We start from the raw sequence: 21,354 nt of genomic DNA on the forward strand, positions 1-21,354 counted from the left end.
GAGCGTCGGCGGCAGGGAGCCGCCGCCGAGCCCACAGGGATGTGCTTGCAGGCGTGTCCGGAGAAGGACGTGTCGGATGAATAAGGGGCCGTTCGGCTAATCGGGAACTGAGAGGTAGCGGCGCAGGAGCTTGCGGGCCTGGGCGAGGTGCGGCTGGTCCACCATCTTCCCGCGAATCGACATTACGCCCGTCTCGCCGGAAGCCTCGAACGCCTCGACGATTTCGCGCGCTTCGGCGAGTTGCTCGTCGCTGGGTGTGAACACCTCATTGAGGATCTCCACTTGCGCCGGGTGAATCGCCGCGCCGCCCACATAGCCCATCTCCAGCGCCTCCTCGGTGAATTGCCGGAAGCCGTCCAGGTTGCGGAAGTCGGCATAGACCGCCTCGATCGCATCCACCTCGGCCACGGTGGCCGCCGCCAGGGTCAGCGCCCGGGAGACTTCGTAGAGCGGCAGCAGATTGCCGTCTTCACGGCGCCGGCGCAGGGCGCCCACGTCGGTCCCCAGGTCCTCCGAGCCCCAGCTCAGCGCGGTCAGCCGCGGCAATCCGGGGCGGTACTCATGCAGCGACATAAGGCCGCGGGCGGTCTCGCCGGCCAGCGCCAGGATCTGCGCCGGCGCGCAGCGCTCCGGATCCTCCAGCCGGTCCATCAATTCCGCCACGGCAAAGACGTCGGCCGGCGAGCGAGGCTTGGGCAGGACGATGCCGTCGGCCGCGCCGGCCATTGCCGCTTCCACGTCGTCCCGCCAATCGGGCGCATGCAGACCGTTGATGCGCACCCACAAGGGGGCGCCGTCGCGCGCGGCCGTGCCGAGGTATTCGGCGATCATCTTCCGGGCCACCGGCTTGCGGGCCGGACTGACCGAGTCCTCCACGTCGAGGATCAGGATGTCGGCGCCGGTCGAGGGGCCCTTGGCGAGCTTGCGCTCGCTGTCGCCCGGCACGAATAGCCAGGACCGCCGCCCTTTCATGCACCCTCCGTCGGAGCGGCGTTGATCCACTCGGCCGGGCCTTCCGGGTAATGCTCGCGCTTCCATATCGGTACGCGCTTCTTCACTTCGTCGATGACGAAACGGGCGGCGGCAAAGGCTTCCTCGCGGTGCCCGGCGGCAACCCCCACCCAGACCGCCGGTTCGCCGATCGCCAGGTCGCCCGTGCGATGCACGCAGCGCACCTTGCCGACGCCGAATTTTTCCCTGGCCTCGCCGAGAACACGTTCGCCTTCGCTGACCGCCAACTCCTCGTAGCACTCGTATTCCAGCCGGGTCACCGCGCGACCCTCGTTATGGTTGCGCACGCGCCCGCAGAACGACACCATGGCGCCCGAAGCCGCGTCCTCGAGCGCCGCAATTTCCTCCGCCGGCACGATTTCGCTCCGGCTGATGCGGAAATTGCTCATCCGCCCGCAACCGGCGGAATGAACACGACGCGGTCGCCGTCGGCAAGCCGGCAATCCCATGTCCGGAACTCATCGTTGACCGCAACCTTGAGGCCGGTCTGCGCCGGAAGGTCGCGCTTCGGAGCCAGCTCGCGGTAGAGTTCCTGCGCCGTGGCTGCGCGGGTCTCCAGGGTTTCGTGCTCCCGTCCGGCGCGATCGCGCAGCATGGCGAAATAGTCAACGCGAACGCGCATCGATCAGGCGGCTTGCCGACAGAAATTTCATCGCGTAATGCTACATTAGCGGCATGAACGAAGAAACGCCGATGGTGCGGGAGGACGGCACCTATCCCGTAGCCGATCTGGTCAAGGACACGATCACCGTGTCGGTGGTGCAAACGAGGGTCCGGGCTGTCAATGGCGAGAATCCCGAGCCCGATCTGAAAGCCAATCTGCAGTACATGCTGGAGTGCATGGACGCCGCGCAAGGCTACGGCGGGCGCAGCGATCTGCTGTTGTTCCACGAGTTTCCGATCACCGGTTTCAGCCTGTGGACGCGCGAGCAGCATCACCGGCTGGCCATCGAGGTGCCCGGCCCGGAAACCGAGGCGGTCGCGGAGAAGGCCAGACAGTACGGCTGCTACGTGGCGTTCGGCACCTACGCGAAGGACGCCGACTGGCCCGGGCACATCCTGCACCTGATGATCATGATCGGTCCCGACGGCGAGCTGGCCGCGCGTCACTGGAAGCAGCGCAACGTGCGCGGCATGTTCCCCGGCGGTGAGCAGTACACGACCGCCGTCTACGACGTGCTGGACCGGTTCGTGGAAATGTACGGGCAGGACGCGGTGATACCCGTTGCCCGCACGGGTATCGGCAACATCGCGCTCTCGGCCGTGCAATTCGAGCCGGAACTGTTCCGCTGCATGGCGTTCAAGGGCGCGGAAATCATTTGCCGGGTGGCTACCGGCGGGTTCGAGTACGAGGACATGCGCCTGACCTCGTATCACAACAGCCTGTATACCTTGATCTGCAACAATTCCGTGTCCACGCACGACCGCAACCCGGGCTTTCTGGAGGACACGGCCTACGGCGGGCCCGGACGCTCGGCGATCTTCGGCCCGCGCGGCGTGGAGTTGGCGAAGGCCGGGGCATTCGAGACCCGGCGCACGGCCACCGTCCCGATCGCCGAATTCCGGCGCAAGCACCGGATCCCCGATCTGCACATGTCGCTCTACCGGCCGGTGCTGGACCAGTACCGCGAACGCTACGATCCGAACGGCTACGCGGAATCGATACCGCAAAGCCGCCTCGACGCCTACAAGCAGTTCGTGGCCCGGTCGCGCTGGACGCACTACTGGTAGCCGGAGGCCGCGCCATGATCAAACTGGGCCCCTACGAGATTCACCGTATCGAGGAACTGATACTCCCGTATGCCGGCTACGCCGACCTCATTCCGGACATGCCCGCGGAATTGCTCGACGAGCATCGGGACGTTCTCACGGCGCATCAACTACAGGCGGAGACGGGCAGGATCGTGCTCAGCTTTCACAGCTGGCTGATCCGCACCCGCCATCACTGGATCCTGATCGACACCTGCATCGGCAACCACAAGATCTACGAACGCAAGGAACTGGCGGCCTTCAGCCAGCTCGACACCGCGTACCTGACCCGGCTGCGGGGCGCCGGCGCGGCGCCGGAGGACATCGACTACGTGTTCTGCACCCACCTGCACTTCGATCACTGCGGCTGGAACACCTCGCTGGTGGACGGCCGCTGGCAGCCCACATTCCCGAACGCGCGCTACCTCTGCCACAAAAAGGAGCTGGAACACTGGTCCAGTGTCCAGGAAGACGATTACGACATGGGTCCGAACAGCGGGGTATTCGACGCGAATGTCCAGCCCCTGGTCGACGCCGGGCTGCTGGAAGGCGTCGAGGACGGATACGAAATCGAGGACGGGGTTCGACTGCGGCTGGCCGCCGGCCACACGCCCGGCCACACGGTCCTGGAACTCGGCAAGGAAGGATCGCAGGGGCTGTTCTCGGGCGACCTCATTCACGCCGTAATGCAGATTTACGGGCCGCAGTACACGACGGTGTTCTGCAACAAGGGCGAAGAAGCGGCCGAAACGCGCCGGCTAACGCTGGAACGCATCGCCGACCGCTCGACCCTGCTGTTCCCCGCGCACTTCGGCCACCCGCACTACGGCCGGGTCGAGTCGACCGCCTCCGGCTTCCGGTTCGTCTTCGCCCCTTAGCCCGGGACGCTAATGCAGGCCTGTCGTATTCGGGCAGGTGCCGAATTGCATGGGACAGCGCCGCGGCCCGATGTCCGAGGCCACGCCGTCCCTGCCGATCGCGCCTCGAACCAGGTCGCCCAATCCCCGGATAAAGTCGCAGTCCACCGCCACGGTGGGACACCGGGTGAAGAACGGAACGCCGGTATCGGCGGCGATCTCGCGCAGCTCCATGTCGATTTCGACCAGCGTTTCGACATGCTCGGAAACAAATGCGATAGGTACCACCACGACCGGAACGCCCGCGGCGCCGGCGCGGCGCACTTCGCTTTCGGTGGACGGACCGATCCACTGCACCGGACCGACCCGGCTCTGATAGCAGGTCGCCCAGTCCAGCCCCGTGCGGTCCAGCGCCTCGACGATGGCCGCGGACGTCATCTCCACCTGCCACTGGTAGGGGTCCCCGGCGTTGATCGTGCGCTGCGGCAAGGCGTGCGCCGAAAGCAACAGGCGCGGAGCGCCGTGTCGGGACGCCTCGTCCAGCGACTTCCTGATGTTGGCGACCGTCGCGCCCAGAAAGCCGTGGTGCGCCGGGTAGCAACACACGACATCCTGCGGCGCGCTCAGTCCCTGCCTGTGGGCCGCTTCCCTGAAGGCCTTGACCGAAGTGCCGGTGGTCGTGGTCGAGAACTGCGGATACAGCGGCAGCAGAACGATGCGGTCCGGTCCGAAGTCCTTGATACTGCGCACGGTCTCGCTGACCAGCGGGTGCCAGTAGCGCATGAACACGAAGACTTCCACCTGCTCGGCGGTGTCGGCGATTTCCTTCTTCAGCGCCTCGGCCTGCTCCACCGTTGCCGGCAGGAGCGCGGAGCCGCCGCCCACCTTGCTGTAGATCTCTTCGCTCGTGGCGGCGCGCCGGGCCGTGATCACCCGCGCCGCAACCCAGCGGAAGGGATTGGGCATGCGCAGGATCGCAGGATCGCTGAACAGGTTGAGCAGAAACGGGCGGATGGCTTCGGGCGTGTCCGGCCCGCCAAGATTGAAGATCACCACGGCAAGCTTGCGTGGCTTGGTGGATGCCGCTTCGACCAAGGCCGCTTCTCCCTGCCTGGTTTACTTTAGAACGCGGGCGCTCAGGAGGCCGCCAGCGCCTCGCGGATCTGCTCGGTGCCGATGCGCAGTTCGAGCATGCGCTGGAACTCTTCCTCGCCGAAAACCTTTTGGGGCAGGACGTTCATCGGATCGAGCCGGTAACCCAGTTCCCGAACCTTGAAGTCGAAATCGCGCTGCGCGGCGCGTTCGTCTTCGGGCACCGGCTCGGCCTCGTCCAGCCAGCCGAACCAGCGGTCGAGAAATCCATCCAGGTATTGCTCGCACAGGTCGATGTTGGCGTCCGTCAGTTCCGCCGTGTGGCTGATGCACACCGGCGACATCAGCGCCCGCAGGTAGGCGCCGTGGCTGACGTACTGGGTGAACGCCGGATTGCCCTGGAACTCGAGGTAGGCGGCGTTGGCGGGCTCGTAGTAGCGCTCCAGGTACTCGGGATTGACCCTCAGGTCCACGCGCGGCGTGTATTCGGCGTAGAAAAACAGCCGCGGAATCGTCCCGAAAATCACCGCCAGGTGCGGCACGCGGTTCTGTTCGCCCAGGAACACCGTGGCGTTGATGTCCAGGATGCTGGCATGGCGGTTGCCGATCCAGGAATGAACCAGCCACGGGACCTCCGGGCCGCTGTAGGCCTGGAACGACCCCTCCATGGCGCCGTCCGGCGAGGTGTAGTACTCCCGCCCTTCGCAACTGGGATGCAGTTCACACGGAAACCGCTCGCGCACGCGATCGACGATCCCGGTCTGGATCCCCCAGCATCGCTTCCAGGCGGCGGAAACGTCCACCTGCGGGTTTTCCGCAAGAAACTCCATGATCGTCTTGACTTCGGTCTTTGTCATAGGCGTCGCTACTCCCCGGAAACCACTCCCGGCGGTCGGCCGCATATTGCATCAACAGGTCCGCTCAGACAACTTCCGCCGCGACTTTGTCCGGCGGCAGCGCGTAAACTTCGCGCCGGGGAAGCGGCGAGTTCGATGCGCGCGACGAGGCGAAGCTTTATTTGTGGCGTATGGGCGCTGCCGGCGCTGGGCATCGGCGGCTGGGCGGGAGCTTACGAAGCGCTGGAGCGGTTTCGGGCACTGTCGGCGCGGCTGACAGGATTCCCGGCGGCGTCGCTCGACCCGGCGCTGGCAGGCGAACTGCTCGACGCGCTGCGGGCCACGGGCGAAGGCGCCGGCCTGGACGATCTGCCTGACGGAACGGCGGACGCAGCACTCGGCAGCCTTGCCGAGCAAATCATCGCCGCCTGGTATTCGGGCATCCATCCCACGGCGAACGGTCCGGCGGCCCGAGCTTATCGCGAGGCGCTCGTGTGGCAGGCGCTGGAATTCGCCCACGCGCCCGGATATTGCAGCACGGAACTCAACGACTGGAACCGCCCGCCGGCGGGCGCCGGCGCCGATGCCGCGCCGTGACTGACATTGCCGCCGATGCGGTTGTAGTGGGTTCCGGATTCGCCGGGGCGCTGCTGGCCGACCGGCTGGCCGCACGGGGCATCCGCACCGCCATCCTGGAAGCCGGCCCCCGCGTGAATCGGGCGCGCGCCTTCGAAAACTTTCTCGGCGCGGTCGTAAAGACGCCGGAGAGTCCTTACGAACGCTCGCCGGAGGCAGACTTTCCGATGAGCGAGGACCCCGATCACTGGTATCGCCAATCGGGGCCGGACCAGTTCAAGAGCACCTATCTCAAGGCGGTGGGCGGCACCTCATGGCATTGGTTGGGCACCTGCGTGCGCTTTCTGCCGAGCGATTTCCGGCTGCAAAGCCGATTCGGACGCGGCGTGGACTGGCCCATCGGCTACGACGAAATCGAGCCGTTTTACGTTGCGGCCGAGCGCGAACTCGGCGTGGCGGGAGATTCAGCGGAAGATCTCGGCTCGCCGCGCTCCGGCCGGTTCCCGATGCCGGCCATTCCGGCCAGTTGGCTGGATGGCCTGTGCGAGCGAGCGCTGGCCGATACGCCGTGGCGCGTGCGGCCCACGCCGCAGGCGCGCAATTCCGAAGTACACCAGGGCCGCCCGGCGTGCTGCGGCAGCGCCAGTTGCATCCCCATCTGTCCGGTGGCCGCCAAGTACGACGCGACAGTTCACCTGCGTCGGGCCGAGACGCAGGGCGCCACGCTGCATGAGCAAACGACCGCCACCTTCGTGGAGACCGGCGATGACATGCGGGTGACGGCGATCCGCTTCACCCGCCCGGACGGAAGCCGCAGCGTGGCGCGTGGGCGAGTCTACGTACTCGCGGCCAATGCCGTGGAGACCCCGCGCCTGCTGCTTCACTCCCGCTCGGAGCGCACGCCCGACGGTGTGGCCAACGCCTCGGATCAGGTGGGCCGCAACCTGATGGATCATCCGATCCAGTTGAGCTGGGCGCTGGCGGAGGGCCCGGTATGGCCGTATCGCGGGCCGCTCTCGACTTCGGGCATCGAGAACACCCGCGACGGGTCGTTCCGGCGTGAGCGGTCGGCGCTGCGAATCGAAATCGGCAATGACGGCTGGACCTGGCCCACCGGCGGCGCCCCCGCGCTTGCCGGGCAGTTCGCTCGGCGCGGAATGCGCGGCAAGCCGCTGCGAGCGGCTGTCGCCGATCATGCAGCGCGCGAGGTGCGGCTGGCGGCGCTGACCGAACAGCTTCCGGACCCGGACAACCGCGTGATTCTGGACGAGCGCGAACGCGACCCCTTCGGCGTTCCGCTGCCGCAAATGCACTATCGCGTGGGCGACTATGCGCGCGCCGGTCTGGCCGAGGCTCAACGGATTCACGACCGGATTTTTGCCCGCCTGAACGCCTCCGAAGCGCACCACAGCGACACCTGGCAGGGCGCGGGGCATATCCTCGGCACTACCCGCATGGGCAACGACCCCCGGCGCTCGGTGGTGGATCGCGACCTGCGCTGCCACGACCACCCGAACCTATTTCTGGTGGGCGGCGGAGCATTCCCGACCGGTTCCACCGCCAATCCCACGCTCACCATCGCGGCGCTGGCGCTGCGCGCCGCCGGCGCCGTAACGGCCACGCTTTCGGAATGAATGAAACCGACCCCATGACGCGCAGCGCGCGGACGGGGCGAGTTCAGGTCTTGGCGAGCAACTCCAGGGCGGCGGCGGTCATGACGCGGACGCCGGTCTCAAGGGTCTTTTCGTAGGAAGGCAGAAAGAACGGCGAGTGCGTGGCCGGCAGTTTGAGGCCTCGGGTCTCCGCGCGGGCATGTTGCTCCGGATCCGCGGCGCCCAGCCAGAAATAGAAGCCGGGGATGCGCTCCTCCGTGCGGCCGAACCGGGCGAAGTCCTCGCCTCCCATGACCGGCTTGCTCACTTCCACGTTCGCGTCCCCCAATTCCGCGCGCAACACGCCGGCCAGGCGGTTCGACAGGTCCGGATCGTTGTAGAGCGCGGGTGTGTATTCGTTCTTCACGATCACTTCGGGCAGCCGGTCTTCCGGCAGGCCCATCGCCAGGGCCTGCGACCTGGCGATTCGGGCGATCCCTTCGAGCAGCAACGCGCGGTTCTCGTCGGAGTACGAGCGCACGGTCAGTTGCATGTCCACGCGGTCGGAGATGATGTTGTGCTTGGTTCCGCCGTGTATGGACCCCACGGTGACCACGCCCTGGTCGATGGGGTTGAGGTTGCGCGCCACCAGCGTCTGCAGCGCGGTGACGATGTAGGCGGACAGCACGATGGGGTCGTGGGTCAGGTGCGGCGCGGCGCCGTGTCCGCCGGTGCCGTGCACGATGATGTCCACGGAATCGACGTTGGCCATCGCGAATTCCGGCTTGTAACCGGCCTTCCCGGCGGGCAGATTGGAGGTCACGTGCAGGCCGAGGTTGTAGTCCGGACGCGGAAAGCGCTTGAACAGCCCGTCCTCGATCATGGCCCGGGCGCCGAGGCCCCGTTCTTCGGCCGGCTGCGCCACCAGCACCACCGTGCCGCTCCAGCCGTCGCGCATGGAGACGAGCTTGCGGGCCACGCCGATCAGGTTGGTGATGTGAATGTCGTGTCCGCAGGCATGCATGACCGGAACCGTGCGGCCCTGCTCGTCGACGGTCGTGACCGTGCTGGCGTAGGACACGCGCGTCAGTTCCTTGACCGGCAGTCCGTCCATGTCGCCGCGGATCATGACGGTGGGGCCCTCGCCGTTGCGCAATACGCCCACCACCCCTGTGCCGCCAACCTCCGGTGTGACCTCGTAGCCGGCGGCTGCGAATTCCTGGGCCATGCGGGCCGCGGTTTCAAACTCGTACAGCGACAACTCCGGGTTGCGATGGAAGTGCAGGTACAGCTCTTCCATGTAGTCCTGCTCGGCTTGGCTGACGCTGATTTCGGCGCTGGCCATGGAGGCGCACAACGCCAGCATGGCTGCACCGCTGACAAGAATCCGCATGATCGGGCCGCTCCTTCGAAGAATGTTGATGGTTCAGAGTGGGGTTGCCGCCGGCGTGGCAACTTTACACGAGGCGCCAGGCGCCGAAGGGCGCCTCAGGACGGAAGATTCGACAGGTCCCAAGGCTCATCGATATCCACCGCGGCCAGGGGCATCGGCACGCTGAGCACGCCGTTCAAGGAGGCCAGAAGCACCCGGGCGCCCCGATCGCCGGACAGCGATTTCAGCGCCGCGAAGTGCGAGCGCGGGAAGATGGCGGGAACGCCGGGTTTCCCGGAGTAGCGCGAAGCCACCACGGACCGCGGACTGGTGCGCCAGGCCAGGACCAGCAGCGCCAGGTCCCCGGCTTCCAGCAACGGCTGGTCGGCCAGGCATACCAGCACCGCGCGCGCACGCCGGTCAAGCGAGCGCACGCCGCAGGCCAGCGAGCGCCCCATGCCGTCGCGCCATCGCGCATTCCTCACGGTGCTAGTACGGGCGGGCGTCATCCTCGTATGCTCGAGTGCGCGCTGGACCAGACCGGACCGGTAGCCAAGCACCACGCACACCTTTTCGGCGCCCGCCAAACGCGCCAGACGCGTGCTTCGCGCCACCAGGGTCTCGCCCCGGTACCTCGCGAGCTGTTTCGGCGACCCAAAACGATGCGAAGCCCCCGCCGCGAGAATCACCGCGCGCAGGCCAGAGTGGACGCTGTACCCGTAACGCTTATGCATCAATGCGTCGCACCATACTCATTCGCGCCTACGTACCGGCTCGAATTGGCGCGCCCGAAGGGATTCGAACCCCTGACCTTCGGTTCCGGAGACCGACGCTCTATCCAGCTGAGCTACGGGCGCGCTGCCGGTTGTTGCTCAGCGTGATTATGCCGGAAGGCGGGCCGCGGGGTCCTGGAAGACCGTGTCTTCCGGCTGCCCGGTGTCTTCATTCCAGGCGACCGTACGCACGGCGTTGTCGTGAAGCCTGCAATGCACCGCGGCGCGCCCCGTGTGCACGTCCACGAACTGCCAGCCGGTGGCGTCGCGCTCGAAGAACGGGTCGGCGCGGTTCATCGGCACGGTCAGCACCGGCAGGTAGTGCTCCGCGTGCACATAGCTGCCGGGATAGGGCCAGGGCCAGGCGGTGGCCACGGCCGAAGTGAAGGCGATGTTGCCGATCTGGTTGTACTGGATCTGGTGCACGTGCCCGTAAAACACGTTTACCTTTTCGAACGGTGCGAGTATGGCCTGCACCTGCTCGGCGTCGTCGGTCCAGAAATTCCAGCCCTTGTAGATTTTCTGCAGCGGCGAATGCGAGATCACCACGATGGGCGTATCCTGAGCCACGCCGGCCAGGTCGTTCTTCAACCACTTGCGTTGCTCGTCGCCCACCATGAACGGCGAGCCGTTCGGATTGTCCAGTCCCGCCATCTCGTTCATCCGCTGCTCAGCCGTCTGCCAGCGGTCGAACGTCCACTCATCGTGCGTCACGATGGTGTTGAGCAGCACGAAGTGCACGCCCTTGTGGTCGAAGCTGTAGTAGTGCGGGCGCTTGAACAGGTCCGACCAGTATTCGCCGAGATCGAGGTAGTAGTCGTGCTCTCCCAGTATCGGATAGACGTCGTAGTTGAGCGCCGATAGCAGTTCCGCCCCATGGTCCAGTTCCGGTCTGGTCCCGAGTTGCGCCAGGTCGCCACCGTAAATCACGAAGTCCGGTTTCGGGTTCAGGAGATTGGCTTCGGCCACCGCGCGGATCAGCCCGCGGTCCCAGTTGCGCACGAACTCGGTCCCACGGATGTGCTGGATATGCGAGTCGGAAATGAAGGCGAAGCTGAACTCGGCCGACTGCTCGCTGCGGCCGAGCCTCACGTAAGTGAGCGGCAGCATCCCGACCGCCGCCATGCTGGCTGCCCGCTGGATGAATTTGCGTCTGTTGCTCTGAATCATCGTTCTCTCCTTATCAGCGCACGATGCACCGCGGACTGCCCCGATAACAAGTGGAGCATCATGCCAGTTCGCTGCACGACGAGCCGTAGGCGAAGCAGCTGTAGCAGCGGTGGTGGCGGAGCATGACGCGTTTCCCGAGGCTTTCCGCGAGGCTGCCGCCCAGGTCGAAGGACTCGTCGTCGTCCACCAGCGTGCAGGCGTAGACGCGCATGCGCCCCTGTTTCTTGACGACCATTTTCGAGAAATGGCACATGAACGAGCGGCGAGACTCCTCGTCGTGATGCGTGGTCATGCAGTTTTCCGTAATCCGCCGCACCGCCGGGTTCGATCCGGGCGGCAGGAAATCCGGAAAAGACACGATGCGCGTGTCCGCGGGCAGGCCATGCTCGGCGAACAGCCCGCGAAACGCCCGGTCCACCGCCGCGCCGTCCTCGCCGGCGTCGGACTGCCGGGCCAGCGACACGACAAAGCCTCGCGCGTGCAGCGCCGCGAGGCTTTGCCAGGACTTCGCGAAGTTCCCCCTGCCCCGCGCCACGTCATGCCGCGCCGCGTCCGCATGGTCGATGCTGATCCGGAAGCTGACCGGATAAGGCCGGGCGGCCAGTGATTCGATCTCGCCCAGGCGCCGGATCATCGGATCGGTGCCGTTGGTCAGCACCAGGCACGGCCCCAAATTCGAGGCGTAGCGGAGAATTCGGATGAAGTCCTTGACGATGAAAGGCTCGCCGCCGGTAAACGAGTATTGCCGGACGCCCAGCGACGCAGCCTCGTCGAGCAGCGGCTTCGCGTCCGCCAGCGTGATTCGCTGAAGGCGATCGTCGCCCGGCCGGGAGCCTTCGAGGCAAAACGGGCAGGCGAGATTGCAGGCCGTCCCGGTGTGAAACCAAAGCTCGCGCAGGGCTCCCGGCTGGATGTAGCCGCGCGGTTCCGTCGTTTCCGTCATTATCGAAACCAGAACTTCAAAAGACCCGCAGCTCGAGGCGTCAGCCGGGCGCGCGCGTACTGGTCGGCCAGCCGTCGCAGATATTCGGCGCGGGTGGGATAGGGCAGCACGGCCTTGCCCGCGTCGCCAAGCCCCAGACCGTTGGCCATGGCCATGCACAGCGGTGCGATCTGTTCTCCGGCGTCATGTCCGACGATGGTAGCTCCCAGAATCTTGTCGCCGCCCCCGGCGGTCAGCAACTCGACAAAGCCGTCGCGTTCGCCTGCGGTCCTGGCCCGGTCAAGCTCCGCGAAATTCAAGCTGAAGCAGTCGAAGGCGACGCCATCCTCGGCAAGCTGCGCCTGTGTTCGTCCGACCTGGGCCACTTCCGGGTCGGTGTAGGTGCACTGCGGGACCACCAGTGAACGGGTACTGGCGGTGGGCGCAAACAGCGCGTTGCGCACGACGATACGAGCCTGGGCGTCGGCGTTGTGCGTGAACGGCAGTGCTGAGCAGACGTCGCCGGCCGCGTAGATCCTCCTGTTCGTCGTGCGCAGCTTGTCGTCCACGGCAATCAGTCCGCCGCGCAACTCAACGCCCGCAGCCGCGAGGTTCAATCCCTCGACGTTGGCGCGGCGCCCCGCCGCGACAAGCAGGCGATCGGCGGTGACTGGAGCGCCGTGGGCATGAACCGTCGGACGGCCACCCTGCGAACGGATCCGGTTCACCTTCGAGTCAAGGTGCAGCCTCACCCCGTCGGACTCGAGCGCGGCCGCCACCGCGTCGCTGGCCGCAGCAATCGCACCGGGCAGCACATGCCCGGCCATCTCGAAGAGGTGCACCTCGACACCGAGACGGGCCATTCCCTGGGCCAGTTCGCAGCCTACCGGGCCGGCGCCGAGGACCGCCAGGCACGCGGGGCGCTCGACCAGATCGAAGAACGACTCGTTGGTGAGCGGGTCGCAATCTTCCAATCCCGGAATCCGCGGCAATTCGGCGCGCGCGCCGGTTGCGATCAAGAAGCGCCGTGCGTCCAGGCGCTGCTCGCCCACCTCAACGCTGTTGCGGCCGGCGAACCGGGCCGGTCCGAGGAAGACGTCCACGCCGCTTCGAACATAGCGTTCCACCGAATCATGCTTCGCGATCTCCGAGCGAACCTGCCGGAGCCATGCGAAGGCTTCGTCAAAGCCGGCGTTCGGATTGCGCCGCGTGAACTCAAGAAGAGATTTGGAAGGTACGCATCCGAAGTTCAGACAATCTCCACCCATCGCCTTCCTTTCCACCAGCGCGACACGGGCGCCGAGGCCTGCCGCGGCAATCGAGGCGACCAGACCGGCGGGCCCGGCCCCGATCACGACCAGGTGATACTTCCGGCGGGGCTCCGGGTTGAGGTAGTTCTCGGGGAACACCCGTTCCCGCCAGCGACGGTCATGGTCGTCACCCGGGTAGCGTTTGTGCCTGCCGTCTCGCCTCAAGCTCGGTACCGTCCGCTGGCGCAATTCAATTGGTGTCGGCCATCCTACATTGAGTATCCGTCACGCCCGGGGCCGGAAGATTCAATCAGGGCCTGAAAAAAGGTCCTGATGGGAAACCCGGGTCGAATTGGCTATGCTGGCATCCATGCTTTTCTCGGGCAGGGGACGGAATGGGACGGCACGTCTGTTGGGCACGGCCGGGCAGGCCCTTGCGGTCGGCGCGATGCTCTGCGCGGGGAGCGCGCCGGCGACGGCCCAGCCGGCGCCTTCGACCCTGGTGTTCGCCGCCGCCAGCACGATGGTTCCCCTGAACGACCTCGCGCAATCATTCGAGCGGGAACAGCGACTGCCCGTCCGGTTCTCTTTCGCGGCCTCCTCGACGCTGGCCCGGCAGGTCGTGCACGGGGCGCGCGCGGACCTGTTCCTTTCCGCCAACCGGCAATGGCTGGATCGTCTCGAGTGGGACGGTTTCCTGGCGAAAGGCTCACGGCGCGAATTGACCGGCAATCGGCTTGCCCTGATCCGGCCGACGGACGGGGGCGCGGACGTGATCCTGAACCGCCCCGCAACATTGCTGGGAGCGCTTGCGGATTTTCCGCTGGTGCTGGCGGACCCGTCGCACGTCCCGGCCGGCATATACGCGCGCGAGGCCCTCGAATACCTCGATCTGTGGGAACCTCTCCAGGGACGGCTGGCATTCGCCGCCAACGCGCGCGCCGTGACGGTGCGGGTGGCGCGCGGCGAGGCGCCGCTCGGCATCACCTACGCCAGCGAACTGCGCGCCGAGTCGAGCCTGGACGCGGCTGCATTGCTTCCGGCGAATAGCCATTCGCCGATCCGCTACGAACTGGCGTTGATCGAGCCCGCCGACAACCCGTCGGCGCTGGCCTTCTATGACTACCTGCTCAGCAACGAAGCGCAGCAGGTATTTCTGAAGCACGGATTCACCCCCGGGAGCGACGGGCAGCGATGACGCCCATCTGGGAAATCGCGGCGCTGTCGCTCAAGGTTTCGCTTTGGGCGGTGGCCTGTTCGCTTCCGGTGGGGATCGCCTGCGCCTGGGTACTGGCGCGCTGCCGCTTTCCGGGAAAGATTCTCCTCGACGGCCTCGTGCACCTGCCGCTGGTCACGCCGCCGGTGGTGGTGGGCTATCTGCTGCTGATCGTGCTGGGACGAAACGGCTGGCTGGGGCGGCTGTTCCACGACTGGTTCGGCGTCACCTTTACCTTTACCTGGAAGGGCGCGGCCGTGGCCGCGGCGGTCATGGCCTTTCCGCTCATGGTCCGGGCCATCCGCCTCGGGATCGAGTCGGTGGACCGGCGCCTGGAAGAGGCGGCCCGGACGCTGGGCGCGACGCCGGTGCGCTCGCTGTTTACCGTCACCCTGCCTCTGGCGGCGCCGGGCCTGCTCACCGGGGCGCTGTTGGCTTTTGCGCGCTGCCTGGGCGAATTCGGCGCCACGATCACCTTCGTTTCCAACGTCCCCGGGCAGACCCGGACACTTCCGCTGGCAATCTACACGCTGCTGCAGACGCCCGAAGGCGAGACGGCCGCCGCCTGGCTGGCCGGCGTATCGCTGGCGCTGGCCGTCGTTGCGCTGGCGGCATCGGAACTGGCCGCGCGCGCGGTTCGCAAGCGCCTGCACTGACCGGCTGGCACCATGCTGAAGATCGACGCACGCAGGAAACTGGCGGAATTCGAGTGGCAGGGCCAACTCGAGATCCGGCCCGGCGTTACCGCGCTGTTCGGCCAGTCCGGCGCGGGCAAGACCTCGCTGGTGAACATGATCGCCGGCCTGCTCACGCCGGACGAAGGCGAGATCGCGATCGGCGGCACCTGCGTGTTCTCAAGCCGCAAGGGCGTGAACCTGCCCCCCGAGCGGCGCCCGGTGGGCGTGGTCTTTCAGGACGGACGGCTGTTTCCGCACCTGAGCGTGCGCGGCAACCTTCAGTACGGCCGCCCCCGCGGACCGCGGTCCGCGCCGGCCCTCGAGGAAGTCGTCGAACTGCTGCAACTCGAGGCGCTGCTCGGGAGGCGGCCCATGAGCCTGTCCGGAGGCGAACAGCAGCGCGTGGCGATCGGACGCGCGTTGCTCACCGCACCGGACGCGCTGCTGCTGGACGAGCCGCTTGCCGGGCTGGACGGAGAGCGCCGCGGGGAAGTGCTGGGTTTTCTAGAGCGGCTCAAGCGGGACGCCGACCGGATCATCGTTTACGTGACGCACCGCCTGGAGGAGGTGGTGCGGCTGGCCGACCGCCTGGTCCTGATCGATCGTGGCGAGGTCCGGGCGGCCGGGGGGCTTGAGGACCTGCTGGGCCGCCCGGAATTGCAGGCGGTCATCGGCCAGCGGACGGCGGGAGCCCTGCTGCGTTGCAGGATTGAGCAAATCGACGACGGCGACGGCTTGAGCCGACTGTCTTGTTCCGGACACACCCTTTTTCTGCCGCGGCTGGACCTGCGGTCCGGGAGCGAGGGGGCGAACATCGTGCTGCAGGTTCGGGCCGGAGACGTGTCGCTGTCCCTGGAACCGCCACGCCGAAGCAGCGTGTTGAACGTGATGAGCGGCACGGTCGAACGCGTCGTGCGGGAAGACGGCGCGCTTGCCGACGTGGTCGTCAACGTGGGCCAGACGCTGTGGGCGCGTATCACCCGGCGCTCGGTACGGGAACTCGGGCTTTCGCCCGGCGTGGAGGTCTGCGCCACGATCAAGGCCGCTTCGCTGTACTCCGCAGACTGATCTCTTCCAGCGGAACTTCCGTTGGTTCCCGGCGGCCCTTCGGCGGAGCGACCCAAGCCTGACCGTAGACCACCTCAATGCTGACGGCGACCATACCGTCGGCACCGCGTTGCGCTGCGAAGGCCTCCTCCACGGCCTGGCGGCGCCGGCGCCCGGCCAGGCCCGGAGACCCGGGCATCATCGCCGGGCCGGCTCCGCAACGGCGCAGGTCGCCTTCCAGCGTCGCGTAGTCCGCGTACGGCACCGGAAACCGCTCGGCGCTCATGACCGGGTCGGCGAAACCAGCCTGCATCAGCGCGTCGCCCAGGTGGTGCATGTCGAGCAGCGTCTCCGGGTCGTCAACCAGGCCCGCGCTGCTGCGCGCGCGGCGCATTTCCCTGAGCGTGTCCGGGCCGAACATCGAGAAAAAGACCAGGCCCGGCGAATCCAGCACCCGGCGAAACTCGGCAAGCGCGGCGCCTATGGCCGGGCACCAGTGCAGGGCCAGGTTGGAGAAAAGCAGTTGCGCGCAGCCGTCGGCCAGCGGCATCTGCTGCATGTCCCCGCAAATCCGCTCCCCGGTTCCGGCGCGCAGCATGCCGAGCGAGCTGTCCAGCGACAGCACCCGGGCCCCGGGAAAGCGCCGGAGCAATTCGTCCCGCGCACCCCCGGGTCCGGCGCCGGCATCAACGATGCAGGCCGGATTGATACGCACCCAGTCAAGTTGCTCCAGCATGCGACGGCGAATCTCCGCGTGCAGGAAATCATGCTCTGCAAAGCCCGCCGCGACGCGGTCGAAGGCGCGCCGGACACGCCAGGGTCGAGGACGGGCCACCGGTCGCCCGCTACGCCCGACGGACCGCCGGCGCGGTTAACATGGCGCATTCCGACGCGCGGGGAGGACGGCTGATGAGCGCCAGCGAGGCAGGAGCAGCGCAGGCAGGAGCGGAACGCGGACAGTTTTCGCTGCTGCTGACCCGGCGGTTCTCGCCCTTCTTCATTACCCAGGCGCTGGGCGCGTTCAACGACAACGTGTACCGCAACGCCGTCATCGTGCTGATCGTCTTCGGCTCCGGTTCGCTGGACCGCGACTTTTTGGCAAACATGGGCGCCGGCCTTTTTGCGTTGCCGTTCTTCCTGTTTTCGGCATTGGCCGGCGAAATCGCCGACCACGGCGACAAGGCGGCCCTCACAAGGCGCATCAAGATCGCCGAAATATGCATCATGCTCCTCGGCGGACTGGCGGTGGCGTCCGGTTCGGTAATAGCGGTCATGGCGGTCCTGTTCCTGATGGGCACGCAATCGACGTTCTTCGGGCCGATCAAGTACGCCATCATCCCCCAGCACCTGAGGCAGGCCGAGCTCGTGGGCGGCAACGGGCTGGTGCAGATGGGCACCTTCGTGGCCATACCGGCGGGGCTCATGCTTGGCGGGGCGCTGGCGGGAGCGGAACCTGCGGGCAACAGGCCGTTGCTGATCGGCGTCACCGTCGTGGGGCTGGCCACCGCCGGATACCTCGCGAGCCGGTTCATTCCCGGGGCGCCACCCGCCGCTGGCGCCGGCAGAATCTGCTGGAATCCGGTTACGGTCATTGCGCGAATGAGCCGCGCCGCCGCGGCCAAACGTTCCGTCCTGCTTTCCATACTGGGCATTTCCTGGTTCTGGCTGCTGGGGTCCGTGGTGCTCGCCCAAATGCCCAATTATGGCAAGGAGATTCTGAACGCCAGCGAAACAGTCACGACCTCGCTGATGGCGACGCTGGCTGTGGGCATCGGCGTCGGGTCCGTCGTGTGCGAATGGCTTTCGGGTCGCCGGGTGGAAATCGGTCTCACGCCTATCGGCAGCCTGGGCCTGACGGTGGTTGCGGCGCATCTGGCCTTCAGCACGATGAGCCCGGTTACGCCGGAGGCGGGCCTCGCGCAATTCCTGGCCGCGGGCGGCTGGGGTCCGGTGCTGGACCTGTTCCTGATCGGCGTCTTCGGCGGCTTGTACGTGGTTCCCATGTACTCCGTGATTCAGCAGCGCACAAGGCAGGAAACCCGGGCGCGCGTCATCGCCTTCAACAATATCGTCAGTTCGCTGTTCATGGTGATCGGCGCCGGCTTGAGCATCCTGGTGCTTGTTGCGTTGGAATTGAGCATCCCGGACCTGTTCCTGGTGCTGGCGGCGATCAACCTGGGCGTCGCGATCTTCGTATTCTGGGAAGTCCCCGAGTTTGTTGCACGGTTCCTGGTCTGGTGCCTGATGCGGAGCCTGTACCGGCTACGCTTCCGCGACCTGGATCGCGTCCCCGAGCGCGGTGCGGCGGTGCTGGTCTGCAACCATGTCAGCTACGTCGACGCATTGTTGATTCTTGGCGTACTGCGCCGTCCGGTCCGTTTCGTCATGATCAAGCGCATCTACGATATGCCGCTGCTCAATTTCATCTTCCGCAGCGTCAATGCCGTCCCGATCACGGCGCGCAAGGACAATCCGGAAATCTACCGGAACGCGTTCGAATCGCTTGCCGACGCGCTGCGGAACCAGGAATTGGTGTGCATCTTCCCCGAAGGGCACCTGACCAGCGACGGGCGAATGCACGAGTTCCGCCCCGGGGTGCTGAAACTGCTCGAGCAGGTTCCGGCGCCGGTCGTTCCGATGGCGCTGCGCGGTTTGTGGGGCAGCCTGTTCTCGCACCAGGGACGGGGCACGTTCCGCGGCGGCCTGAAGTGGTTGCGGGCGCCGGTGGAGCTGCTTGTCGGCAAGCCCATGGCGCCGGAAGGCATCACGACCGGCCAGCTGTACGAGGAGGTCGCCCGGCTGCGCGGCGCAGGAAAGGCAGAGGCATGAGGCGGGGCGTGGTGGCCTGGTAGTCGCGGTAAGCGGGGTACTTCGCAAGCGTCAGCGATTCCGTCAGCTGGGTCGAACCCTGAAAGAGCAGCGTGAGAACCACGAAGCCCAGGCCGGTCCAGTTGAACCACGCCCCGGAGGCGCCCACCGCAAACAGGTAGAACACCCACCACATGCCCATCTCGCAGAAGAAGTTGGGGTGGCGGCAACAGGCGAACAGGCCGGTCGTGACGAATGGCCGGGTCACCTCCTCGCCCGCATCGATCTTCCGCTTCTTGCCCTGCTGGAATCGCCACATCTGCTCGTCGGCCACCCATTCGCCGATGAAAAACACCAAGAAAACCGCGGCGGCGATTCCATCGAGAAAGGTCAGGGGCGTTTCTCGCCACAGCCAGGCCTGGTGCACGGGCGAGGCGAACAGCCACACGATGAGCATCTGGCCCGGAGCAATAAACAGCAGGTTCAGCGCCTGGAATCCGACCGGGCCGATTTTCTCGTGGATCGCCGCCCAGCGGTAGTCTTCACCCCCCTTGGAGAAGCCGCCCTTGCGCGCGTAGTTGTAGGTCAGCCTCAGACCCCACAGCGTCACCAGGACTGCCATGAGATTGAGGCGGGGCGAGGCGAAATCGGCATCCGCCGCGACGATGAGGCAATAGATCGGCGGGCACAGCGACCACAACCGGTCGGCCCAGGAGTACTCGCGGGTGATTACCGAAGTAAGCCAGGCCAGGATCGAAACCACGACGCAAAGATCGAGCGCCGTCCCGTACGGCGTGCCCGTGAGCGGGTGGTTGATGAAATTCAGCATGGGTCAGGCGGATCCGGCGCCTGCAACGTAGCGCTTACCAGGCGACTTCTTCTCCAAAGCGGTTGATGAACTCGCCGGACCGGGACGACTCAAGCCGCTCGAACAACTCCTGCTGCATGCGCACGCTCTCGACCGGGTCCACCGGCGCCTCCGGCCCGCCCAGGTCGGTGCGGCACCAGCCCGGCGCCATGGCGATGACCGTGATGTTCTGCCACTCGATGGCCATGCCCTTGGTCAGCATGTTGAGCGCCGACTTGCTGCTGCGGTAGGCGTAGGCATGTCCCATGGAGTTGTTGGCAATCGAGCCCATGTCGCTTGACATGTTCACCAGTAGCGGATTGGCGGCGGCTTCGAGGTGCGGCTTGAAACATACCGCCACCTTGAACGCCGCCATGACGTTGATTTCGTGCATTTCGCGCCACAGTTCGTAATCCATGCTTTCCAGAGACTGGTAATGCATGCCCTCGAATGCCGATTTCGGCCCGTAGGTGCCGGCATTGTTCAGCAGAAGGTCCAGCGACTCGCCCGCCAGTTCTCCGGCCAACGCCTCAATGCGCTCGTGATCGGTAACGTCCAGGGTTACCGTGCGCAGCGAGCGGGAACCGGCTGATTCGAGCGCCTTCAGACCCGGCGACGCTTCCGGGTTGCGGGCGGTGGCAATCACTTCCCAATCCTTCTCGAGGTACTGCCTGGCGTGCTCCAGGCCCAGACCGCGGGAGGCGCCCGTAATCAGGATGCGTGGCATAGGGATTCCCGTGCTTTCGTGGGAGAGTTAGCATAACCGCAATGACTCCGGGAAACACCGGCCTGGCGCGCTTTCTCCTGCCCTGGCGTTGCGCTCTGTGCGCCGGTCGCGCGCGCGATGGCCGGGAATTGTGCGACGAATGCGACGCCGGCCTTCCCCGCGCCGAACAGGCTTGTCCCCGCTGCGGGATCCGCATGGCCAGGACCGATGTCGCGGGCACCTGCGGGCGTTGCGCGGTCCGGCCTCCGGGCTTTCACCGAATGGTTGCTCCGCTCGCCTACGACTATCCGGTGGACCGACTGCTTCTCGGCCTGAAATTCGGCCGGCGGATGCACCTGGCGCGGGCGCTCGGCCAGGCCATTGCCGAAGGCGTTCGCTTGCAAGTGGAGCGGGGCGTTCTGGAAATGCCCGAAGCACTGGCCCCCGTTCCGCTGCATCCGCGCCGGCTTGCAAAGCGCGGCTTTAACCAGGCGGAGGAAATCGCCCGCCTCATCGCGCGCGAAATCGGCGTGCCGATGCTGCCGGACATCTGCCGCCGGGTCCGGCACACGCGCATGCAGAGCCGCCTCAGCGACGAGGAACGCCGCCTGAACGTCGCGGGAGCATTTGCATGCGCGCAGTCGCCGTTGCGGCCGGCAATAGTGGACGACGTCGTGACGACGGGGGCAACGGTCGACGCGATGGCGGCGTCGCTCATCGCCGCGGGCGCCGAACGCGTGCAGGTATGGGCGGCGGCAAGGGCCGCGTGACAGGCTTCTCCGGAACCGGATGCTGAACCGTGCTGGAAGGGCGCGCGCATACTACTCTTTCCGGCGGGCCGACAACGGCGAAA

General features: G+C 66.4%; 22 protein-coding genes and 1 tRNA gene. 9 read left to right on the forward strand and 14 right to left on the reverse strand.

Annotated elements, in window-relative coordinates; translation table 11 throughout:
• Positions 1 to 96 precede the first annotated feature (96 nt).
• Genes F4Y72_10585 through F4Y72_10595 form a run of 3 tightly spaced genes read right to left on the reverse strand, consistent with a single transcriptional unit; the run spans position 97 to position 1,633 of the window.
• On the reverse strand, positions 97 to 1,038 hold the full coding sequence (locus F4Y72_10585; GenBank protein ID MXZ28733.1) for a CoA ester lyase: 942 nt from the start codon (positions 1,036 to 1,038) through the stop codon (positions 97 to 99).
• On the reverse strand, positions 969 to 1,400 hold the full coding sequence (locus tag F4Y72_10590) for a molybdenum cofactor biosynthesis protein MoaE (protein ID MXZ28734.1): 432 nt from the start codon (positions 1,398 to 1,400) through the stop codon (positions 969 to 971). Before F4Y72_10590 ends, F4Y72_10585 begins: the two co-directional genes overlap by 70 nt.
• Entirely contained in the window at positions 1,397 to 1,633 is a 237-nt protein-coding gene (locus F4Y72_10595) for a MoaD/ThiS family protein (protein ID MXZ28735.1), read from the reverse strand. The genes F4Y72_10590 and F4Y72_10595 overlap by 4 nt, the downstream gene beginning before the upstream one ends.
• Before the next feature lie 53 nt (positions 1,634 to 1,686).
• Here F4Y72_10595 and F4Y72_10600 point away from each other — a divergent pair, with 53 nt between their 5' ends.
• Positions 1,687 to 2,742: a hypothetical protein gene (locus tag F4Y72_10600; GenBank protein MXZ28736.1), complete on the forward strand. Its 1,056-nt coding sequence runs from the start codon at positions 1,687 to 1,689 to the stop codon at positions 2,740 to 2,742.
• Between the two features lie 14 nt (positions 2,743 to 2,756).
• Positions 2,757 to 3,638, forward strand: a complete 882-nt coding sequence (locus F4Y72_10605; GenBank protein MXZ28737.1) for an MBL fold metallo-hydrolase — start codon at positions 2,757 to 2,759, stop codon at positions 3,636 to 3,638.
• 9 nt (positions 3,639 to 3,647) lie between these two features.
• Here F4Y72_10605 and hemH read toward each other — a convergent pair whose 3' ends face one another.
• Together hemH and F4Y72_10615 are read right to left on the reverse strand one after the other, a co-directional pair.
• Positions 3,648 to 4,712 carry a ferrochelatase gene (gene hemH, locus F4Y72_10610; GenBank protein MXZ28738.1) on the reverse strand — a complete coding sequence of 355 codons (1,065 nt, stop codon included), beginning with the start codon at positions 4,710 to 4,712 and terminating at the stop codon, positions 3,648 to 3,650.
• Between the two features lie 41 nt (positions 4,713 to 4,753).
• A complete protein-coding gene (locus F4Y72_10615) occupies positions 4,754 to 5,611 on the reverse strand; it encodes a red chlorophyll catabolite reductase (protein MXZ28739.1) in 858 nt (285 codons plus the stop codon).
• Here F4Y72_10615 and F4Y72_10620 point away from each other — a divergent pair.
• Both F4Y72_10620 and F4Y72_10625 read left to right on the forward strand, forming a co-directional pair.
• Complete coding sequence (locus F4Y72_10620; protein MXZ28740.1) at positions 5,423 to 6,142, forward strand: hypothetical protein; 720 nt, start codon at positions 5,423 to 5,425, stop codon at positions 6,140 to 6,142. The two genes, F4Y72_10615 and F4Y72_10620, sit on opposite strands and share 189 nt — an antisense overlap.
• Complete coding sequence (locus tag F4Y72_10625) at positions 6,139 to 7,755, forward strand: GMC family oxidoreductase (protein MXZ28741.1); 1,617 nt, start codon at positions 6,139 to 6,141, stop codon at positions 7,753 to 7,755. Before F4Y72_10620 ends, F4Y72_10625 begins: the two co-directional genes overlap by 4 nt.
• Before the next feature lie 43 nt (positions 7,756 to 7,798).
• Here the strand turns inward: F4Y72_10625 and F4Y72_10630 are convergent, their stop codons facing one another.
• The 6 genes from F4Y72_10630 to F4Y72_10655 all read right to left on the reverse strand — a co-directional run bounded on the left by F4Y72_10630 (position 7,799) and on the right by F4Y72_10655 (position 13,425).
• Positions 7,799 to 9,106 (reverse strand): amidohydrolase, encoded by a 1,308-nt coding sequence (locus F4Y72_10630; protein MXZ28742.1) that lies wholly within the window; start codon positions 9,104 to 9,106, stop codon positions 7,799 to 7,801.
• A 95-nt stretch (positions 9,107 to 9,201) separates the two neighbouring features.
• A complete protein-coding gene (locus tag F4Y72_10635; protein MXZ28743.1) occupies positions 9,202 to 9,819 on the reverse strand; it encodes a nucleotidyltransferase family protein in 618 nt (205 codons plus the stop codon).
• A gap of 46 nt (positions 9,820 to 9,865) precedes the next feature.
• Positions 9,866 to 9,942 (reverse strand) — tRNA-Arg (locus tag F4Y72_10640).
• A gap of 24 nt (positions 9,943 to 9,966) precedes the next feature.
• Entirely contained in the window at positions 9,967 to 11,028 is a 1,062-nt protein-coding gene (locus tag F4Y72_10645) for a serine/threonine protein phosphatase (GenBank protein MXZ28744.1), read from the reverse strand.
• Positions 11,029 to 11,086: 58 nt separating this feature from the next.
• Positions 11,087 to 11,971, reverse strand: a complete 885-nt coding sequence (locus F4Y72_10650; GenBank protein ID MXZ28745.1) for a radical SAM protein — start codon at positions 11,969 to 11,971, stop codon at positions 11,087 to 11,089.
• A complete protein-coding gene (locus F4Y72_10655) occupies positions 11,971 to 13,425 on the reverse strand; it encodes an FAD-binding protein (GenBank protein ID MXZ28746.1) in 1,455 nt (484 codons plus the stop codon). The genes F4Y72_10650 and F4Y72_10655 overlap by 1 nt, the downstream gene beginning before the upstream one ends.
• Positions 13,426 to 13,558: 133 nt before the next feature.
• Between F4Y72_10655 and modA the strand changes: the two genes are divergently transcribed.
• Genes modA through modC form a run of 3 tightly spaced genes read left to right on the forward strand, consistent with a single transcriptional unit; the run spans position 13,559 to position 16,161 of the window.
• On the forward strand, positions 13,559 to 14,398 hold the full coding sequence (modA, locus tag F4Y72_10660) for a molybdate ABC transporter substrate-binding protein (protein ID MXZ28747.1): 840 nt from the start codon (positions 13,559 to 13,561) through the stop codon (positions 14,396 to 14,398).
• Positions 14,395 to 15,072, forward strand: coding sequence for a molybdate ABC transporter permease subunit (gene modB, locus F4Y72_10665; GenBank protein MXZ28748.1), 678 nt, complete (start codon positions 14,395 to 14,397; stop codon positions 15,070 to 15,072). The genes modA and modB overlap by 4 nt, the downstream gene beginning before the upstream one ends.
• Before the next feature lie 12 nt (positions 15,073 to 15,084).
• Positions 15,085 to 16,161, forward strand: coding sequence for a molybdenum ABC transporter ATP-binding protein (modC, locus tag F4Y72_10670; protein MXZ28749.1), 1,077 nt, complete (start codon positions 15,085 to 15,087; stop codon positions 16,159 to 16,161).
• On the opposite strand, the gene F4Y72_10675 is transcribed toward modC, so the two are convergent.
• Entirely contained in the window at positions 16,130 to 16,975 is an 846-nt protein-coding gene (locus F4Y72_10675; protein MXZ28750.1) for a methyltransferase domain-containing protein, read from the reverse strand. The genes modC and F4Y72_10675 overlap by 32 nt on opposite strands.
• Positions 16,976 to 17,049: 74 nt before the next feature.
• Here F4Y72_10675 and F4Y72_10680 point away from each other — a divergent pair, with 74 nt between their 5' ends.
• Positions 17,050 to 18,969: a hypothetical protein gene (locus F4Y72_10680; protein ID MXZ28751.1), complete on the forward strand. Its 1,920-nt coding sequence runs from the start codon at positions 17,050 to 17,052 to the stop codon at positions 18,967 to 18,969.
• Here the strand turns inward: F4Y72_10680 and F4Y72_10685 are convergent.
• Both F4Y72_10685 and F4Y72_10690 read right to left on the reverse strand, forming a co-directional pair.
• Complete coding sequence (locus F4Y72_10685) at positions 18,905 to 19,777, reverse strand: DUF1295 domain-containing protein (protein MXZ28752.1); 873 nt, start codon at positions 19,775 to 19,777, stop codon at positions 18,905 to 18,907. The two genes, F4Y72_10680 and F4Y72_10685, sit on opposite strands and share 65 nt — an antisense overlap.
• Positions 19,778 to 19,811: 34 nt before the next feature.
• Positions 19,812 to 20,522 (reverse strand): SDR family oxidoreductase, encoded by a 711-nt coding sequence (locus F4Y72_10690; protein ID MXZ28753.1) that lies wholly within the window; start codon positions 20,520 to 20,522, stop codon positions 19,812 to 19,814.
• A 41-nt stretch (positions 20,523 to 20,563) separates the two neighbouring features.
• Here F4Y72_10690 and F4Y72_10695 point away from each other — a divergent pair, with 41 nt between their 5' ends.
• Positions 20,564 to 21,271, forward strand: coding sequence for a ComF family protein (locus F4Y72_10695; GenBank protein ID MXZ28754.1), 708 nt, complete (start codon positions 20,564 to 20,566; stop codon positions 21,269 to 21,271).
• The last annotated feature ends 83 nt before the right edge of the window (positions 21,272 to 21,354 follow it).

The sequence above is a fragment of the Gammaproteobacteria bacterium genome, assembly GCA_009838035.1.
In the GTDB taxonomy this organism is placed as follows: domain Bacteria; phylum Pseudomonadota; class Gammaproteobacteria; order Steroidobacterales; family Foliamicaceae; genus Foliamicus.

Bases quoted from the DNA above. Each gene is read 5' to 3' on its own strand.
- F4Y72_10685 (MXZ28752.1), bottom strand. From the start codon at position 19,777: ATGCTGAATTTCATCAACCACCCGCTCACGGGCACGCCGTACGGGACG.
- F4Y72_10595 (MXZ28735.1), bottom strand. From the start codon at position 1,633: ATGCGCGTTCGCGTTGACTATTTCGCCATGCTGCGCGATCGCGCCGGA.
- F4Y72_10690 (MXZ28753.1), bottom strand. From the start codon at position 20,522: ATGCCACGCATCCTGATTACGGGCGCCTCCCGCGGTCTGGGCCTGGAG.
- F4Y72_10605 (MXZ28737.1), top strand. From the start codon at position 2,757: ATGATCAAACTGGGCCCCTACGAGATTCACCGTATCGAGGAACTGATA.
- F4Y72_10680 (MXZ28751.1), top strand. From the start codon at position 17,050: ATGAGCGCCAGCGAGGCAGGAGCAGCGCAGGCAGGAGCGGAACGCGGA.
- F4Y72_10600 (MXZ28736.1), top strand. From the start codon at position 1,687: ATGAACGAAGAAACGCCGATGGTGCGGGAGGACGGCACCTATCCCGTA.
- F4Y72_10615 (MXZ28739.1), bottom strand. From the start codon at position 5,611: ATGCGGCCGACCGCCGGGAGTGGTTTCCGGGGAGTAGCGACGCCTATG.
- F4Y72_10695 (MXZ28754.1), top strand. From the start codon at position 20,564: ATGACTCCGGGAAACACCGGCCTGGCGCGCTTTCTCCTGCCCTGGCGT.
- F4Y72_10645 (MXZ28744.1), bottom strand. From the start codon at position 11,028: ATGATTCAGAGCAACAGACGCAAATTCATCCAGCGGGCAGCCAGCATG.
- F4Y72_10635 (MXZ28743.1), bottom strand. From the start codon at position 9,819: ATGCATAAGCGTTACGGGTACAGCGTCCACTCTGGCCTGCGCGCGGTG.
- F4Y72_10585 (MXZ28733.1), bottom strand. From the start codon at position 1,038: ATGGAAGCGCGAGCATTACCCGGAAGGCCCGGCCGAGTGGATCAACGC.
- modC (MXZ28749.1), top strand. From the start codon at position 15,085: ATGCTGAAGATCGACGCACGCAGGAAACTGGCGGAATTCGAGTGGCAG.
- F4Y72_10590 (MXZ28734.1), bottom strand. From the start codon at position 1,400: ATGAGCAATTTCCGCATCAGCCGGAGCGAAATCGTGCCGGCGGAGGAA.
- F4Y72_10650 (MXZ28745.1), bottom strand. From the start codon at position 11,971: ATGACGGAAACGACGGAACCGCGCGGCTACATCCAGCCGGGAGCCCTG.
- modA (MXZ28747.1), top strand. From the start codon at position 13,559: ATGCTGGCATCCATGCTTTTCTCGGGCAGGGGACGGAATGGGACGGCA.
- F4Y72_10630 (MXZ28742.1), bottom strand. From the start codon at position 9,106: ATGCGGATTCTTGTCAGCGGTGCAGCCATGCTGGCGTTGTGCGCCTCC.
- F4Y72_10620 (MXZ28740.1), top strand. From the start codon at position 5,423: ATGCAGTTCACACGGAAACCGCTCGCGCACGCGATCGACGATCCCGGT.
- modB (MXZ28748.1), top strand. From the start codon at position 14,395: ATGACGCCCATCTGGGAAATCGCGGCGCTGTCGCTCAAGGTTTCGCTT.